14 protein-coding genes are annotated in these 16629 nt (G+C 61.5%); 12 read left to right on the forward strand and 2 right to left on the reverse strand.

All coding sequences use genetic code 11. The annotated features are described in order from the left end of the window. Window positions 1-60: 60 nt before the first annotated feature. Complete coding sequence (locus ABW043_RS14140; protein WP_353921849.1) at window positions 61-1359, reverse strand: ROK family transcriptional regulator; 1299 nt, start codon at window positions 1357-1359, stop codon at window positions 61-63. 128 nt (window positions 1360-1487) lie between these two features. Here ABW043_RS14140 and ABW043_RS14145 point away from each other — a divergent pair, with 128 nt between their 5' ends. The 4 genes from ABW043_RS14145 to ABW043_RS14160 all read left to right on the forward strand — a co-directional run bounded on the left by ABW043_RS14145 (window position 1488) and on the right by ABW043_RS14160 (window position 6959). Then, window positions 1488-2462, forward strand: a complete 975-nt coding sequence (locus ABW043_RS14145) for a sugar ABC transporter substrate-binding protein (RefSeq protein ID WP_353921862.1) — start codon at window positions 1488-1490, stop codon at window positions 2460-2462. Between the two features lie 78 nt (window positions 2463-2540). Continuing rightward, window positions 2541-3599, forward strand: coding sequence for an ABC transporter permease (locus ABW043_RS14150; RefSeq protein WP_353921850.1), 1059 nt, complete (start codon window positions 2541-2543; stop codon window positions 3597-3599). Then, window positions 3599-4375 (forward strand): ATP-binding cassette domain-containing protein, encoded by a 777-nt coding sequence (locus ABW043_RS14155; protein ID WP_353921851.1) that lies wholly within the window; start codon window positions 3599-3601, stop codon window positions 4373-4375. Before ABW043_RS14150 ends, ABW043_RS14155 begins: the two co-directional genes overlap by 1 nt. 109 nt (window positions 4376-4484) lie before the next feature. After that, the gene (locus tag ABW043_RS14160; protein ID WP_353921852.1) at window positions 4485-6959 is read left to right on the forward strand and encodes a membrane-bound PQQ-dependent dehydrogenase, glucose/quinate/shikimate family; all 2475 of its coding nucleotides are present in this window, start codon (window positions 4485-4487) and stop codon (window positions 6957-6959) included. Window positions 6960-6965: 6 nt separating this feature from the next. Here ABW043_RS14160 and ABW043_RS14165 read toward each other — a convergent pair whose 3' ends face one another. Further along, the gene (locus tag ABW043_RS14165; RefSeq protein ID WP_353921853.1) at window positions 6966-7460 is read right to left on the reverse strand and encodes a cytochrome b; all 495 of its coding nucleotides are present in this window, start codon (window positions 7458-7460) and stop codon (window positions 6966-6968) included. Between the two features lie 172 nt (window positions 7461-7632). Here ABW043_RS14165 and coxB point away from each other — a divergent pair, with 172 nt between their 5' ends. From coxB to ABW043_RS14205, 8 genes are all read left to right on the forward strand, one after another. Continuing rightward, entirely contained in the window at window positions 7633-8526 is an 894-nt protein-coding gene (gene coxB, locus ABW043_RS14170; RefSeq protein WP_353921854.1) for a cytochrome c oxidase subunit II, read from the forward strand. Beyond that, window positions 8523-11009, forward strand: coding sequence for a cbb3-type cytochrome c oxidase subunit I (locus ABW043_RS14175; protein ID WP_353921855.1), 2487 nt, complete (start codon window positions 8523-8525; stop codon window positions 11007-11009). Before coxB ends, ABW043_RS14175 begins: the two co-directional genes overlap by 4 nt. After that, window positions 11006-11416 (forward strand): hypothetical protein, encoded by a 411-nt coding sequence (locus ABW043_RS14180; RefSeq protein WP_353921856.1) that lies wholly within the window; start codon window positions 11006-11008, stop codon window positions 11414-11416. The genes ABW043_RS14175 and ABW043_RS14180 overlap by 4 nt, the downstream gene beginning before the upstream one ends. Beyond that, on the forward strand, window positions 11413-12039 hold the full coding sequence (locus ABW043_RS14185) for a cytochrome c oxidase assembly protein (RefSeq protein ID WP_353921857.1): 627 nt from the start codon (window positions 11413-11415) through the stop codon (window positions 12037-12039). The genes ABW043_RS14180 and ABW043_RS14185 overlap by 4 nt, the downstream gene beginning before the upstream one ends. Continuing rightward, on the forward strand, window positions 12036-13049 hold the full coding sequence (locus ABW043_RS14190) for a c-type cytochrome (protein ID WP_353921858.1): 1014 nt from the start codon (window positions 12036-12038) through the stop codon (window positions 13047-13049). The genes ABW043_RS14185 and ABW043_RS14190 overlap by 4 nt, the downstream gene beginning before the upstream one ends. A 459-nt stretch (window positions 13050-13508) precedes the next feature. After that, a complete protein-coding gene (locus tag ABW043_RS14195; protein ID WP_353921859.1) occupies window positions 13509-14537 on the forward strand; it encodes a glycine betaine ABC transporter substrate-binding protein in 1029 nt (342 codons plus the stop codon). A gap of 122 nt (window positions 14538-14659) precedes the next feature. Then, complete coding sequence (locus tag ABW043_RS14200; RefSeq protein WP_353921860.1) at window positions 14660-15529, forward strand: ABC transporter permease; 870 nt, start codon at window positions 14660-14662, stop codon at window positions 15527-15529. Next, the gene (locus tag ABW043_RS14205) at window positions 15530-16597 is read left to right on the forward strand and encodes a quaternary amine ABC transporter ATP-binding protein (protein WP_353921861.1); all 1068 of its coding nucleotides are present in this window, start codon (window positions 15530-15532) and stop codon (window positions 16595-16597) included. It begins immediately after the preceding gene. Window positions 16598-16629 lie beyond the last annotated feature (32 nt).

The raw sequence follows: 16629 nt of genomic DNA on the forward strand, positions 1-16629 counted from the left end.
GATGCTAACAGTCTGCTAACGTCAAGGAACCGCAAATCCAGCCAGTGTTATCAGCCAAAATCACGCCGAGAGGCGGATATTGCCGTTCAAGAAATATCGATCAAACAGCGGACTCGCTGCGGCGCCCAGGGCCCTGGCGTTAAATCCGACAGTAGCGACTTCCACCCGCGGCGCGATGAGGCCGCGCATATCCTGGTTGATCAGATACCGCCGCGTGCGCTCAACCAATTCGAGTTTGACCTGATCGGGGAACGCTCCGTCTATGAGGATAGCCTCGAAATCTATGACGGCACAGACAGATAGACTTGCACGCGCCAACTCCTGCGCAGTCCTACCAATCCAGGGCTCAACAAAGCGCGCGAAGCGGCTCCAGTCTTGCGGCAGCGTCCATAGCTCAGCCGCGTCATGGCCATTTTCGATCAACCTCGTTTCCAGCAAATGGATTGAGGCAACGTCGATCAATTGCTGACTTTCGCCCTGCGGACCAAAGCTGCGCAACGAGCCGAGGGCGCCGGCATTGCCGCGATGACCCTGATAAACTGTGTTGTTGAGCACGATGCCGCCGCCGATAAAAGCACCGACGAAAAAGTAGGCGTAGTCGCGAAATTCCTTGCCGCGGCCATAGACGTGTTCGGCTTGGCAGCCGGCCGTCGCGTCGTTGACCAAGCTAACCGGCAGGTCGGTAAAATCGGCCAGTTCAGTGACGAAATCGACGTCCTTCCAGAGGGAAAACTCCTCTGCCGGCGCGCCGACCAGCTCGTTCCATTTCCACAGTTCGAACGGCACGCCGATGCCGATGCCGCAGATGCGCCGTCGCTCGTCGGGCGAGCAGGATGCCAGAATTTGCGAAAGGCCCTCTCGCACAAAGGAAAAAATGCGCTCGGGGAGGGGGTAGGCATAGGTGATCTGCAATTGCTGGCGCACCGTGCCGCAGAAGTCGGCCAGCAGCAGCACCGCGCTGCGTCGTCCGATCTTGCAGCCAATGGAAAGCACACCGCCTTCGGCCAGGCTCATCGGCACAGACGGTTTGCCGACCTTGCCTTTCACCGGAGCACCCCGGGCAAGCAGGCCCTCGGCCTCCATCTCGCGAAGAATGATCGAAACCGTCTGCGGCGAAAGGTTGGCGAGGCGTGCCAGATCGCTGCCGGCAAGCGCGCCATGACGCTGCAAAAGGGTCAGCAGCAGCCGTTCGTTATGGTCCCGAACACCGCTTTGATTGACCCCGCTGCTAACGCTTCTGATATTTGCCGTAGTCATGGCGGGCACCATAGTGGGACGTATCCTCAAGCGGAAGATAGCGCGGATCGAATAAATAAATAAATGAGATTTATATATTGACGGCCGATGCGCGGCGCGCAACGATGGAAGGGTGAAAACACATGCAACTGGCCTCCAGCCTGTGGAGGAGCCGCTTTGGCAGGGGCCGGTTCAAGGGAGAGAAATCCGTGAAGAAGCTGCTTATTGGCACGGCACTGAGCCTTGCCGTCATGTCGTCTGCTGCCTTTGCGCAGGATGCCGTCAGCGCCTGCCTCATCACCAAGACCGACACCAATCCCTTCTTCGTCAAGATGAAGGAAGGCGCCGAAGCCAAGGCGCAGGAACTGGGAGTGACGCTCAAGGCCTTCGCCGGCAAGATCGACGGCGATCATGAAACCCAGGTTGCCGCCATCGAAACCTGCATCGCCGATGGAGCCAAGGGCATTCTCATCGCTGCCTCCGACACTTCGGCCATCGTGCAGTCGGTTCAGAAGGCACGCGATGCCGGTCTCCTCGTGATCGCGCTCGATACGCCGCTCAACCCGGTCGACTCGGCCGATGCGACCTTTGCGACCGACAATTTCCTCGCCGGTGAACTGATCGGCAAATGGGCAGCCGGCAAGCTCGGCGCGGAAGCTGCCAATGCCAAGATCGCCATGCTTGACCTCGCCGTTAGCCAGCCCAGCGTCGACGTGTTGCGCGACCAGGGTTTCCTCTCGGGCTTCGGCATCGAGTTGGGAGATCCCAACAAGTGGGGCGACGAAAGCGATCCGCGCATCGTCGGTCATGACGTGACTGCGGGCAACGAGGAAGGCGGCCGCAAGGCCATGGAAAACCTTCTCGCCAAGGACCCCATGATCAATGTCGTTTACACCATCAACGAACCCTCGGCCGCCGGCGCCTATGAAGCGCTGAAATCCATCGGCCGTGAAAAAGATGTCACCATCGTCTCCGTCGACGGCGGCTGCCCCGGCGTTGCCAATGTGAAGGACGGCGTGATCGGCGCCACCTCGCAGCAATATCCGCTGCAGATGGCGGCGCTTGGCGTCGAGGCGATCAAGGCCTGGGCAGATAGCGGCACCAAACCGACCCCGACCGAAGGCAAGGACTTCTTCGATACCGGCGTGAAGCTCGTGACCGACCAGCCCGTCGATGGCGTCGACTCCGTCGATACGGCTGAGGGCGCCAACCTCTGCTGGGGCTGATAGTATCGCAGATATAGTTGGTGCGGGGCGGTGGAGGCCGCCCTGCACCAAAAGGGAATTCGGGCGAGGAGAGACCCAATGACCAATCCAACCGAGGCCGAAACGGGCCTCGCGCGTCGCGGCGAGTCGATTGCGAGTTTCGAACAGCAGATAACGCTGCTCTCGCGCTTGCAACACGCCCTTCACAGCAATCCCGCGCTCGTGCCCCTCATCGTGCTGGTGCTCTCGATCGTGGTCTTTGGTGCCCTTCTGGGCGGCAAGTTCTTCTCATCCTTTGCGTTGACGCTGATCCTGCAACAGGTTGCTATTGTCGGCATCGTTGGAGCTGCGCAGTCATTGGTCATCCTGACGGCGGGCATCGATCTTTCGGTCGGCGCCATCATGGTGCTGAGTTCGGTGGTGATGGGCCAGTTCACCTTCCGCCTCGGCATGCCGCCGGCTGTCGCTATCGCCTGTGGCCTTGTGCTCGGTACCTTCGTCGGCTTCGTCAATGGCTGGCTGATCGCGCGGGTAAAACTGCCCCCCTTCATCGTGACGCTGGGCGTCTGGCAGATCGCACTCGCCTCCAATTTCCTCTATTCCGGCAACGAAACCATCCGCGCCCAGGAGATCGAAACTCAGGCGCCGCTGCTGCAATTTTTTGGGCAGTCGTTTTCGGTGGCGGGGGCGGTGTTCACCTATGGCGTCATTGCCTTCATCGCCATCGTTCTGGTGCTGGCCTATGTGCTCAGGCACACAGCGTGGGGCCGACACGTCTATGCGGTCGGTGATGATGCTGAAGCGGCCAAGCTCGCGGGCGTCAACACGCGGGCCGTGCTGATCTCTGTCTATATGTTGTCGGGCCTCATCTGCGCCTTTGCCGGCTGGGTTCTCATCGGCCGTATTGGCTCAGTGTCGCCGACATCTGGCCAGACGGCCAATATCGAGAGCATCACGGCCGTGGTTATCGGTGGCATCTCGCTCTTTGGCGGTCGCGGCTCAATCATGGGCATGCTGTTCGGCGCGCTCATCGTTGGCGTCTTCTCGCTCGGGCTTCGCCTTCTCGGGGCCGACGCGCAGTGGACCTACCTCCTCATCGGCGTTCTCATCATCGCCGCCGTGGCAGTCGACCAGTGGATCAGAAAGGTGTCTGCGTGATGCAACCGGTTCTTTATGCCCGTGGCCTCAACAAACGCTATGGCAAGGTCACTGCCCTCGACAATTGCGACTTCGATCTCATGCCCGGCGAAATCCTGGCGGTGATCGGCGACAACGGCGCGGGAAAGACCTCGCTCATCAAGGTGCTGTCCGGCGCCATCCAGCCCGATAGCGGCGAGATGTTCCTGGAGGATCGCCAGGTCAGCTTCTCGTCCCCCATCGCGGCCCGCCAAGCCGGTGTCGAGACGGTCTACCAGACGCTCGCCATGTCGCCGGCCCTCTCGATAGCCGACAACCTGTTCATGGGGCGCGAACTCAGGAAGCCCGGCTTCATGGGCAAGGTGATGCGCCAGCTTGATCGCCCGGCCATGGAGCGGATCGCGCGAGAAAAGCTTTCCGACCTTGGCTTGATGACGATCCAGAATATCAATCAGGCGGTTGAAACGCTGTCCGGTGGGCAGCGGCAAGGCGTTGCCGTGGCGCGAGCCGCGGCATTCGGATCAAAGGTCATCATCCTCGACGAACCGACCGCAGCCCTGGGCGTCAAGGAATCCCGAAGGGTGCTGGAACTGATCCAGGATGTTCGCGCGCGCGGCATCCCGATCATCCTCATCAGCCACAATATGCCGCACGTCTTCGAAGTGGCCGACCGCATCCACGTGCATCGTCTCGGCCGCCGGCTCTGCGTCATCGATCCCAAGGACTATACGATGTCGGACGCGGTGGCCTTCATGACCGGCGCGAAGGCCGCACCGACGGCGAAGGTCGAGGCGTAGTCTCTCAAGCATACCCAGTTGAGACAGTTCCGGGGCGAGGGCGCCTTCCTCGCACCGGAACTGTGGCCGACCTGTGACGTTGCCCTTCGATAACCAAGCGGAGGGTCGCATGAACGGGCGTGGTGTTGTCGTAGGAAGGGGCCGGGGACCTGGGTTCTGGTGGACCATGTTCGTCGGCGTTGTGCTGCTGGTTTTCGGCCTGCCGATTGCCGCAGGCGGCATCTGGCTCATCACCCTCGGCGGCTCCTGGTACTACCTGCCGGCCGGCATCGGTCTTCTCCTCACAGCCTGGTTTCTCCTGCAGCGGAGCATGACCGCGGTCTGGATCTATGCGCTGACCTACGCGGCTACCGTGATTTGGGCATTCTGGGAGGCCGGGCTCGACGGCTGGGCGCAGGTGCCGCGCCTGATCGCGCCAACTGTCATGCTGATCCTGGTGCTGAGCACCATACCGATGCTCGGGGGCTCGGTCAGGCGGTTCGGTCAGGCAATGGCCGCAGGGCTGGTTGTGGCGGGCGGCCTCGGCATTGTTGGCATTGCCAATCGGGGTGTCGAAACGTCCTACGCCCAAGAAGCGGAAGAGCCCGCTGAAGCGGCGCCATCGCCTGCACTCGCAAACGAAGCACCGCAGCCAGGGCCGGCAGAGGCACTGCAACCGAACTACGTGGCGCTTGAAACCGGCGCCGACTGGCCTGCCTATGGCGGCACGCATCGAGCCTTGCGCTATTCCCCACTGGACCAGATCACCAAGGAAAACGTGGCTGGTCTTGAGAAAATCTGGGAATTCCGCACCGGCGATCTTCCCCAGAATGACGAGCCCTTCGGTAATCAGAACACGCCGGTCAAGGTCGGGGATCGCCTCTACCTCTGCTCGGCGATGAACAAGATTTTTGCTCTAGACGCGGCCACCGGAAGCCAGTTCTGGACCTTCGATCCCGAAGTTTCCACCGACGCGCTGGGCTACAATGCCTCCTGCCGCGGCCTCGTCTATTTCGAGGATCCAACGGCGGAGCAAGGTGAACTCTGCGCGACCCGCGTCGTGAACCTGACCCATGACGCCCGCATGATTGCGCTTGATACCGAGACCGGCCAGCTCTGCCCGGACTTCGGCAATGCCGGCATGGTCAATCTCATGGCAGGCATTGGCGATGTTGCTCCGGGCTTTTACGCACCGACCTCGCCACCGACGCTCGTGCGCGACGTGCTGGTGGTGGGCAGCCAGGTTAGCGACAATCAGGAGCGCAGCGCGCCTTCAGGCGTGATCCGCGGGTTCAACGCGGTAACAGGCGAATTGGAATGGGCCTGGGACATGGGACGGCCAGGTGAAACCGGCCTGCCGCCCGAAGGCGAGATCTATACCGAAGGCACGCCGAATAGCTGGACCATCGCCTCCGGGGACGATGAGCTTGGCCTCGTCTACATCCCCATGGGCAATTCGGCTGTCGATTATTGGGGCGGCGACCGGTCGGAGGCTGAAAACACTTACTCGACTGCCGTGGTGGCGCTTGATGTCGAAACGGGCGCGGTGGCCTGGGACTACCAGACGGTGCACTACGATGTCTGGGACTACGACCTTGGCGGGCAGGGGACCCTTGTTGATTTTCCGACGCCAGAAGGGCCAGTCCCCGCGATCATCATGCCGTCGAAGCAAGCGCAATTCTACATTCTCAACCGCGCCACGGGTGAACCGCTGGTCAATATCGAGGAACGTCCGGCTCCGGGCGGCGGTGTCGAGCCGGAACGCCTGTCGCCGACCCAGCCCTATGTGACCGACTTCCCCAATCTCCTGAAACCCGAACTCACGGAAACGCAGATGTGGGGCGCGACGCCCCTCGACCAACTCTGGTGCCGCATCCAGTTCCGTCAGGCGGTTTATGATGGCGTCTACACGCCGCCGACGGTTGACCGGCCCTGGATTCAGTTTCCTGGCTACAATGGCGGTACGGACTGGGGCGGCATCGCGGTGGACCCGGTGAATGGCGTTCTGATCGCTAACTACAACAACATGCCGAACTACAATCAGCTGGTGGAGCGCGAAGAGGTCGATGCCATGGGCGTTGTCTCGATCAACGACCCCAGTTACGACCCGGCCGCCGGTTCGGGTTCGCACGGCTCGATCAGCCCGCAGGCGGAATCGCCCTATGGCATTCGCGTTAATGCAGGCTGGCGCGTGCCCTTCACCGGTCTGCTCTGCAAGCAGCCGCCCTATGGTGGCATTGCCGCCATCGATCTCAACACGCGCGAATTCCTGTGGGATCGGCCCTTCGGCTCTGCCCGTAAGAATGGTCCCTTCGGCATTCCCTCGATGCTGCCCGTCGATATCGGTACGCCCAACAATGGTGGGGGTGTCGTGACCGCATCGGGCCTGTTCTTCATCGGCGCCGCGACGGACGATCTCTTCCGGGCGGTCGATACGGCAACCGGCGAAGAGCTTTGGCAGGTCGAGCTGCCCGCCGGGGGACAGGCAACCCCAATGACCTATGAGGCAGGGGGCAAGCAGATCGTCGTCATCAATGCCGGTGGCCATGACTTCATGGAGACACCGATCGGCGATTATTTCATCGCCTATGCCTTGCCTGACTGACGACGCTCAGGGCGATTTCGCCCTGACCATGCGTTTGATGACGCGGTTTCCCAGCACCAGCTCCTCCACGACGGCCCCGCCGATGTGGAGGAGTATGGCGGGGATGAGAATGAAACGCCCAAGCTCGTGCAAGACGCCGGCCGTCTCGAAGCCGCCGAACCAGGCGATGGCGCCGCTGATCGGCATAAAGAAAAGGAAACCGTAGAGCAGCAGATGCGTGGCATGGCCGAGAAGGTTCAGCAGCGGGTGATTGCCTTTGGGCGGCAGCGGCACGCCGTGAAAATGTCGGATGCCTAGGCGCAGGATGGCAAGCGCCAGCACCGAAATGCCGACAACCGCATGAAACGTTGCACCGGCATTTTCCGGCATCGTGGTGCTGCCAAGGCGTTGCGCAAAGGCCTGCTGCATGTCGGAGTTTACGGTCAATTGCATCAGGATCAGCGCTGCTATGGTCCAGTGCAAAATGATCTGCACGCGGGAGTATCCGCTCGGTGACGACATGCTTTTCTCCCTTGGTACCATTTCCATGGAACTCGCCTAAGGCATTGGCGTTCCACCCTGAGTTGATTTGCGGGGGTGCATGCAACAGGGGCAGCGTCGTTTCTCTTTCGTCTATCGTTTTGCGCTGCTCGTCTGCGCGCCTTTTCTCGCCGGCTGTGTTTCAGAACAGAGCATGCTCCATCCCGCTGGCGAGGATGCCGCGGCAATAGCCAATCTATTCTGGGTCATGGCCGCCGGAACGGTGGTCATCTGGCTCATTGTCATGGGCATCACCGTCTATGCGGTCCTGGGCAAGAAACGCCCCAAAACCGAGCGCTTTGCCGACCGCTTCATTCTCGTTGGCGGCGTTGCCTTTCCCACCGTCACTTTGGCCGCGCTGCTGATCTTTGGCTTGGCGCTACTGCCCGATTGGGTGCGTTCGGAAAGCCCTGATCTGCGCGTCCATGTCACCGCCGAACAATATTGGTGGCGCGTGGCCTATGAACTGCCAGACGGTTCGCTGGTGAACACTGCGAACGAGCTGCACCTGCCCGCCGGGCAGACCGCCGAATTCGTGCTCACCTCCACCGATGTCATTCACTCGTTCTGGATTCCCAATCTAGGCGGCAAGATGGACGTCATTCCCGGCCGCACCAATCTCTGGCGCCTGAAGCCCACGGAGACGGGTGTTTATCGGGGCGTCTGCGCCGAGTTCTGTGGGCCCTCCCACGCCCTGATGGCCTTTCCGGTCGTGGTGCACGAGCCGGCCGAATTCGATACCTGGCTGGCCGGCGAAGCCGCAAGCGTCGAGGAGCGCGAAGGGCACGCCCTTTTCGTTTCGGCAGGCTGCGGCGCCTGCCATGCCGTGCGCGGCACCAGCGCCGGCGGGGCCGTCGGGCCAGACCTGACCCATTTCGCCAGCCGCCGGACCATGGCAGCGGGCACTCTCCCCATCGACGAAGCGAGCCTCCAAAGCTGGCTGATAGACCCCAACCACCACAAGCCCGACGTGCGCATGCCCGGTTATGCGAGCCTTGAAGCGACCGAGCGCGACGCCCTTGTCACCTACCTTCTGGACCTCAAATGACCGACAAGCGCGCTGAAACCGCACAACTGGCAAAAGTCTGGGACAATCCCAGGGGGTGGCGCGCGCTGTCCGACGTCAACAATTCCATCGTCGGCCTTTGGTACTTTGCCGCGGCCTTCGCCTTCATGCTCTTTGGCGGCGCACTGGCACTGATCATCCGCATGCAGCTTTTCGTGCCCGACAGCACGCTGGTCACCTCCGAATTCTACAGCCAGGCCTTTACCCTCCATGGCACGGTGATGATGTTCCTCTTCGCCGTTCCGATCTTCGAGGCGGTGGCGATCCTGATCCTGCCGGGCATGTTGGGCGCACGAGACCTGCCATTTCCGCGGCTCTCAGCCTTCGGCTTCTGGTGCTACCTCATCGGCGGCGTCTTCGTTTGCGGCTCCATCTTCTTCAATGCCGCGCCCGATGCAGGCTGGTTTATGTATCCCCCGCTCTCGACCGAGCAGAGCGGCATAGGCGCCGATATCTGGCTGCTGGGTCTTTCCTTCATCGAAGTGGCCTCCATAGCGGCGGCGGTGGAGCTGATCGTGGGTGTCCTGAAATGCCGGGCGCCCGGCATGCACATCAACCTCACCCCGCTCTATGGCTGGTATGTGCTGGTGGTGGGCGGCATGATCCTGTTCGCCTTTCCGCCTCTCATTGCCGGCGACATTCTGTTCGAACTTGAGCGTCTGCTCGACTGGCCCTTTTTCGACGTGACCCGCGGCGGCGACCCGATCCTCTGGCAGCACCTGTTCTGGATTTTCGGGCACCCTGAGGTTTACATCATCTTCCTACCCGCGATTGCGCTGCTCGCCATGATCGTGCCTACCTTCGCGCAGCGGGAAATCACCGGCTATTCTTGGATCGTGCTCTCGGCGCTGGGAACGGGGTTCCTGAGCTTCGGGCTCTGGGTGCACCACATGTTCACCACCGGCCTGCCATCGGTGTCGCTGGGGTTCTTCTCTGCCGCCTCGGAAGCCGTAGCCATCCCCACCGGCATCCAGATCTTCGCCTTCATCGCCACGGTCATGCTGGGCTCGGTCGTGCGCAGCGTGCCCATGCTCTTCTGCCTTGGCGCGCTGGCTGTGTTCATCATAGGCGGTCTAACCGGCGTTATGGTCGCCGTGGCGCCGTTCGATTTTCAGGTCCACGACACCTATTTCATCGTCGCGCACCTACACTACACCCTGATCGGCGGCATGCTTTTCCCGGTCATGGCCGGCATCTGCTACTATTACCCGCTGATCATGGGCAAGAACCTGTCCCGAGCCTATGGCATCTGGTCGTTCTGGCTGATGCTGGTCGGGTTCAACATGGCCTTCCTGCCGATGCACCTGACCGGCATGCTTGGCATGCCCCGGCGTGTCTTCACATATGGTGCCGACCGCGGCTGGACCGAGCTCAACATGATCTCGACCGTTGGCGCCTTCATCTTCGCGGCCGGCTTTTTGCTTCTCGTTTGGGATTGTGTTCGCCCCAAGGGCCACCAACCACAGGTGCCGCGCAATATGTGGAATGCCGGTACGCTCGAATGGGCCGCAAGCTTCGGCAATACCTGGGGCATGCGCTCCATCCCCGAGGTCAATAGCCGCTACCCGCTCTGGGACGACAAGGATTTCCTGCGCAAGATCGACGAGGGTGAAGGCCTGCTGGCCGACGCCAAGGAAGGGCGGCGCGAAACCCTGGTCACCAGCGTTCTCGACGCCCAGCCGATCCAGGTTCTGCGCGTTGGCACACCGAGCTGGCTGCCGATGATCGCCGCGGCCGGCCTTGGCGGCGTCTTCATCTTCATGACCTTCAAGTGGTGGCTGCTTATGGGGCTGGGGGCCGTCGTCTTCCTCGGCGCGGTGCTCCGCTGGCTCTGGACCGGCACTGCCGAAATCCCCGAGAAGAAAACCAAGGACATCGGCGGCGGCAAGCGCCTGCCCCTCTATGTTTCAGGTTACAAGTCGACCGGCTGGTGGGCCATGTTCATCACCATGACCGGCGACCTGACGGCCTTCCTCGCGCTGTTGTTCGGCTACTTTTTCTTTTGGACCATCCACCCTGATTTCCCGCCGCCGGGCATGTTCGGGCCAGGCTGGTTCTGGCCGGCAATTGCTGGCGTGCTCATCCTCCTTGCCTGGGCGTTGACGCTGGGCGCGCGGCTCGTCAATTCGGGTGGCCAGCCAGTGCTTGCCCGGCTTCTTCTTGTGCTCGGCGCTTTGGCTGCCCTTGGCGGTGGTCTGGCCTTGATGGCGGGACCCTGGACGACAGGCCTCGATCCGACGGCGCATGCCTATCCGGCGATCGTCTGGGCGCTCGTCATCTGGATTCTCGCGCATCTGGCGACCGGCATGCTGATGCAGGGCTACGGTTTCGCGCGCCTTCTCTACGGCAAGACGACGCCCACTCATGACGCCGATCTCTGGAACATCACGCTGTTCTGGCACTTTGCCGCGTTCAGCGGTGTGCTGACGGCCGTGGTCATCGGAGGCTTTCCGTATCTGACATGAGCAAGGAAGATCCCGTCACAGCAGAAGTCAGGCGCGAAACCGGATCGGGAACCGATCTGTGGAGCGTCATCATCTCCCCCAGCATCTGGGCGCTGCATTTCCTCGTCTGCTACGTCTCCGCCGCCATCTATTGCCAAAAGCTGGGCCGGGATGCGCCGCTGTCCGATATCCGGCTTCTGGTCATCGCCGCGACCATCCTCGCTCTGGCTGGCATATTGTGGTCGAGTATTCGCCTTTGGCGCGTACATGACCGAAGCCTCACGGACGACGACTTCGAATACGAGCACAACACTCCCGAGGAAAGGCATCGCTTCCTCAGCCACGTCGCCCTGATGCTCTGCGTGCTTTCGGCGGTAGCCGTTATTTATGTCACCATTCCCATGCTCTATCTCGAGAGCTGCCGATGAGCCCGCGCCTCCTCACGGGATTGGGGCTGGTGCTGCTCATCCTCGCCTGGGCCGGTCCGCTGCCCCGCCTCGTGCCTGACAGCTTCACCGCGCACATGGCGCTCCACATGGGTGTGGTCGGCATCGCCGTTCCCATTCTGGCCGCGGGCCTTGCGCCCATGGTTGCAGACCATCCTTGGCTCCGCTCGCAACTGGCCCTGCCTATCGCGGTGAGCCTGATTGACCTCGTCATCGTCTGGGGCTGGCACACGCCGGTTCTGCACCACGCTTCGCGAACCTCCGGCTGGGCCCTCGCCTATGAGCAGGCGTCATTTGCTTTCGCTGCGCTGCTGGTCTGGGTGCTGGCGCTTGCGGCTCCGCGCGGGCGGAGGGACAGCGCTGCGCTTGCCGGCGCATTGACGCTCTTTTTCACGTCCATGCATATGACCCTTCTCGGTGCCCTGATCGGCCTTGCCCCGAGGCCCGTCTATCCTGGCCACGCGCACGATAATCCATTCGGCCTCAGCGAAATGGCCGATCAGCAGGTTGGTGGTGTGATCATGCTGGCCATTGGCGGCATCATCTACCTTGTCGGCGGGCTGGCTCTTGTCGGCCGGGCGCTCAAGCGGCCGGTGCCGTCATGAAGCGGCTCGGTCCTTTCATCGCCAGCGCCGCCGCGGGTGTGTTGTTTGTCCTGGCCATTCCCCTCACGGGCCTGGTCGATCATGCGGTTCATTCGGGCAGCAAGGGGCTCGTGGATTGGTACAACCAGTTGGCCGCCCGCCAGTCCATAGCCCTGCGTTCGGCCATGACCCCCGTGCCGGATCTGGACGACCCTAAAATGGTCATGCGCGGCGCGGGACACTACCAGCTCGTCTGCGCCGCCTGCCATGGCAGCCCTGAAGCGCCCGCAGCACAATTGGCGCAGGATTTGTCACCGGCTCCACCCCAGCTCACCTACTGGCGCCCCGACGCGCGGCTCTTCCAGACCGTCAAATACGGCATTCGCCACACGGCCATGCCGGCTTGGCCCACCGAGATGCGCGACGACGAAGTCTGGGACATGGTCGCCTTCCTCCGGCGGTTGCCTGCCATGGACGCCGACACCTATTCCCAGCTTGCCCACGGAGGCGCCGAACCCGGCTCCTGCGCCTCGTGCCATGGCGAGGAACGGCAGGGGCGCGATGGGGCCTTTCCGCGCCTCGATATCCAGAGCCCGCAATACCTAGCCAACGCTTTGACCGCATTTCGAGATGGCAGCCGACCCAGCGGAACGATGATGGCCGCTGCGCGACAGCTCACCAATGAGCAGATCGCCGAGCTGGCCGATCTCTACGGCCTCTCCAGGTCGTTGCCTCCCTCGGGAGGAAGCGATCTCGGCAGGACCATTGCGCTTGAGGGGATAGTGTCGCGCGACATTCCCGCGTGCGAACGGTGCCACGGCGCAACGGCCCGGGTCGACTTTCCGCGTCTTGCCGGCCAATCCGCCGACTACCTGCAGCGGCAGTTGGAGCTGTTTCAGAAGTTCGGCGCGGAGCGGGGCGGGGCGCATGCCGACATCATGGCCAAGGTCATCGAGGATGCCCTCGAGGAGGGGCCGCATCGATTGGAACCTGAAGCAATGGAGGCCCTGGCGGAGTACTACGGCCAATAGACCCAGAGGGCGGAGTTGAACGATGGAGGCCTTCTGTTCCTACGGTCGACCAATCGGTCGTTTCGATAGCCGATGCGCGCACCGGATGGTCGGTCAATAGACCCTCGCCTCAGAACGTCTGGATCAGATGTTTTTGTCGCTTGCGACGCCAGCGAAGAAATCGACGCCGCGCCTCCTCAAGCTGCATTGGGGCAAAAAAGCGCCGAAATCCGGGCCAGATCGTTGATCTTGTCGATGCGAGAAATATTTTCTACTTACTGCACGAGTTGTCCGAAATTCTATTTCGCATTCAACGTGAAGAAGGCTCCAAAAAGTAGACTTGATATGCAAGATGGTTTGTCGTTGCGCGCAAATTATCATTCGTACGTTTTAGTTATATTGATCAAATAATGATCGATTTGACAGGATGATCTGTCTTTTCTACGGTCCGCGCATCCATAAACTGCTGGAGCAGATCCGATGATTTATAAGTCCGGTGGCATTGCCGCCGCGATGACGCTCGCCCTTTTCTCCTTCACCACCCCAAATGCTTTGGCGCAGGACGACACTGCGTCCTCTTGTGGCACCGATCGCACGATCGATATTGCCGAAATGACCTGGCCGTCCGCTGCTGCCCTGGCCCATATTCACGCCACCATTCTCGAAACCGGCTTTGGCTGCGACGTCGAGATTGTGACTGGCGACACAGTTCCCACATCGTCGTCCATGCTGACCCGAGGCACTCCTGCCGTCGCGCCTGAACTCTGGACCAGTGCCATCGAAGAGCCCTGGGCCGAAGGCGTCGCTGCCGGCGATGTGGTGCAGCTTTCCGATGCCATCACCGACGGCACCGTCGAGGGTTGGTTCATTCCGCGCTATGTGCAGGAAGCCCATCCCGATTTGACCAGTGCCGAAGCGGTCATCGCCCGTCCTGATCTCTTCGCCGACCCTGAAGAATCCGGTAAGGGCCGCCTATACTCTTGTCCGCCGGGCTGGGCCTGTGAATTGTCGACCTCGGCTCTGTTCGAAGCGCTCGATATGGACGCGACCTGGAACCTCTTCTCGCCGGGCTCGGGCGGGGCTCTGGACGCTTCCATTGCGCGTGCCTTCACACGCGAAGAGCCGATCCTTTTCTACTATTGGGGCCCGACCGCAATCCTTGGCAAGTACGATGCCGTGCAGCTCGATCTCGGCGAGACCCAGCCTGACGTCTACGCGTGCAATACCGATCCTGACTGCGACTCCCCTGCCGGCGTAACGGCCTACCCATCTTCGCCCGCCGTCGTCGGTGCGGCAGCCTGGCTTCAGGAAGATGCGCCCGCTGTTGCGGACTACTTCTCCAAGGTCGGTCTCACCAATGCCGAGATCAGTGAACTGCTGGTCTACGGCGAGGAAAACCAGGCCGATGCTGCAGCCACGGCGCAGAACTTCCTCAAAACCAAGGAAGAGCTCTGGTCAACCTGGGTTCCGGCCGAAGTCGTCGAAAAGGTCAAGGCCAACCTGAGCTGATCTTCATCCCCTAGCAAAATTCGAAGTGGCGGGGTTGCGACCCGGCCACCTTCCGCGTGATGCCCGAATGCGCTGAGGAACGCGTTCCGGCATCGCGCGTCCAATCTTGAAAAGAGAACGACGTGTTTCCCGAACTGATCGACACCCGCCCGCTGCGCCGGGCCATCGACGATGGCCTCAACTGGGTCGTGCGCAACTGGGGCGATGAATTTGAGGCGGCGGCCTATCCGCTGCTGATGCTGCTCAAGGCCATTGAGGACCTGCTCATTGCAACGCCCTGGTGGCTGATCATGGCCATTCTCGTGGGTATCGGCTGGCTGGCCACCCGCAACTGGAAGCTGCCCCTGATTATCCTTTTCTCGCTCCTGTTCCTGGGCGTGATGGATCTCTGGAAGGATGCCATGACCACCATGGCCCTGATGATCTCGGCGACCATCACCGCCATTCTGGTTTCCATCCCGGTGGGAGTATGGATGAGCCGGTCAACCCATGTGCGTAACATCGTGACGCCTGTGCTCGACCTGATGCAGACGCTGCCAAGCTTCGTCTACCTCATCCCCACGGTGATGATCTTTGGCCCGGGCAAGATCCCGGCGCTTATCGCCACCATCGTCTATGCCGCGCCGCCTCTGGTGCGCCTTACCGATCTCGGCCTGCGCTCGGTCGATCCGGCGGTCATGGAGGCAAGCCGCGCCTTCGGCACCAATCCCCGCCAGCGCCTTCTCGGCGTCCAGATCCCCCTCGCGCTGCCAACGATTCTCGCGGGTATCAACCAGACGACGATGATGGCACTCGCCATGGTGGTCATCGCCTCCATGATCGGGGCAGGTGGCCTCGGCTACCAGGTGTTGCAGGGCATCGGTCGGCTCGAGGTGAGCCGCGGGCTCTTTGCCGGTCTCGGCATCGTTGCTCTCGCCATCATCTTCGATCGCGTCACTCAGTCTTTCGGCAAACAATTGCAGGGCCGAATTGGTCTCGCGGAGGCTCGTTAAATGAACGCCATGCTAGAAATGAAGCCAAGCCCGGCCGAAACAGACGACTTGGCAATCGCAATGCGCAACGTCACCAAGATATTTGGCGACAATCCCGAAGGCGCGCTCGCCCTGCTGCAGTCCGGCAAGTCCAAGGCCGAAGTGCAAGCCGAAACCAATCACGTCGTCGGCCTCGACAATGTCTCGCTCGATATCGCCAAAGGCCAGATCTTCGTGGTCATGGGGTTGTCCGGCTCGGGCAAGTCGACACTTATCCGCCACGTCAACAGGCTGATCGAGCCAACCTCGGGCGAGATCGTCGTCAACGGTACCGATGTGCTGAAGATGAGTCTCGACCAGCTTCGGACATATCGGCGCACGCAAGTCGCCATGGTGTTCCAGAAGTTTGGGCTCATGCCGCACCGGTCAGTCATCGACAATGTGGCCTATGGCCTTGAGGTGCGTGGGGTCGGCAAGGCGGAACGGCTGAAAACCGCCGCCAAATGGATAGAGACCGTGGGCCTCGCCGGCTATGAGCAGTCACGCCCGCGACAACTCTCGGGCGGCCAACAGCAGCGTGTCGGGCTCGCCAGGGCGCTGGCACTCGACACCGAGATCATCTTGATGGACGAGGCTTTTTCGGCGCTCGATCCGCTCATCCGATCAGGCATGCAGGACCAGTTGATCGAGTTACAGAAGACGCTGGGCAAGACCATCCTCTTCATCACCCACGACTTCGACGAGGCGCTCAAGATCGGCGACCGCATCGCTGTTCTCAAGGATGGCGCCGTGCAGCAGGTCGGCAAGCCCGAAGACATCGTGCTTCGCCCGGCCAATGAGCACATCGAGGAATTCGTGCGCGAGGTGAACAAGGCGCGCGCCATCCATGTACGTTCCATCATGGAGAAGGGCGAACACGAGCCCTGCGAAGCGTCGGTTTCCAAAGACGCCCGGTGCGAAGACGTGCTGCCGCTTTTCGCTGAGCATCAATGGGTGGGTGTTGTCGATGAGGATGGTCGGCAGATCGGACGGATAACGGCAAAGCAGGTGATCAAGGCACTGGCCCGCTACACGCCTGGGGTCGGTTGATCCAGATTTGCCGGGCGCGGTTTTATGGCGCC

Source organism: Devosia sp. (genome assembly GCF_040509215.1).
GTDB lineage: Bacteria > Pseudomonadota > Alphaproteobacteria > Rhizobiales > Devosiaceae > Devosia.

Coding starts and splice junctions, on each gene's coding strand:
- ABW043_RS14145 (WP_353921862.1), top strand. CDS start 1,488: ATGTCGTCTGCTGCCTTTGCGCAGGATGCCGTCAGCGCCTGCCTCATC.
- ABW043_RS14150 (WP_353921850.1), top strand. CDS start 2,541: ATGACCAATCCAACCGAGGCCGAAACGGGCCTCGCGCGTCGCGGCGAG.
- ABW043_RS14155 (WP_353921851.1), top strand. CDS start 3,599: ATGCAACCGGTTCTTTATGCCCGTGGCCTCAACAAACGCTATGGCAAG.
- ABW043_RS14160 (WP_353921852.1), top strand. CDS start 4,485: ATGAACGGGCGTGGTGTTGTCGTAGGAAGGGGCCGGGGACCTGGGTTC.
- ABW043_RS14165 (WP_353921853.1), bottom strand. CDS start 7,460: ATGTCGTCACCGAGCGGATACTCCCGCGTGCAGATCATTTTGCACTGG.
- coxB (WP_353921854.1), top strand. CDS start 7,633: ATGCTCCATCCCGCTGGCGAGGATGCCGCGGCAATAGCCAATCTATTC.
- ABW043_RS14175 (WP_353921855.1), top strand. CDS start 8,523: ATGACCGACAAGCGCGCTGAAACCGCACAACTGGCAAAAGTCTGGGAC.
- ABW043_RS14180 (WP_353921856.1), top strand. CDS start 11,006: ATGAGCAAGGAAGATCCCGTCACAGCAGAAGTCAGGCGCGAAACCGGA.
- ABW043_RS14185 (WP_353921857.1), top strand. CDS start 11,413: ATGAGCCCGCGCCTCCTCACGGGATTGGGGCTGGTGCTGCTCATCCTC.
- ABW043_RS14190 (WP_353921858.1), top strand. CDS start 12,036: ATGAAGCGGCTCGGTCCTTTCATCGCCAGCGCCGCCGCGGGTGTGTTG.
- ABW043_RS14195 (WP_353921859.1), top strand. CDS start 13,509: ATGATTTATAAGTCCGGTGGCATTGCCGCCGCGATGACGCTCGCCCTT.
- ABW043_RS14205 (WP_353921861.1), top strand. CDS start 15,530: ATGAACGCCATGCTAGAAATGAAGCCAAGCCCGGCCGAAACAGACGAC.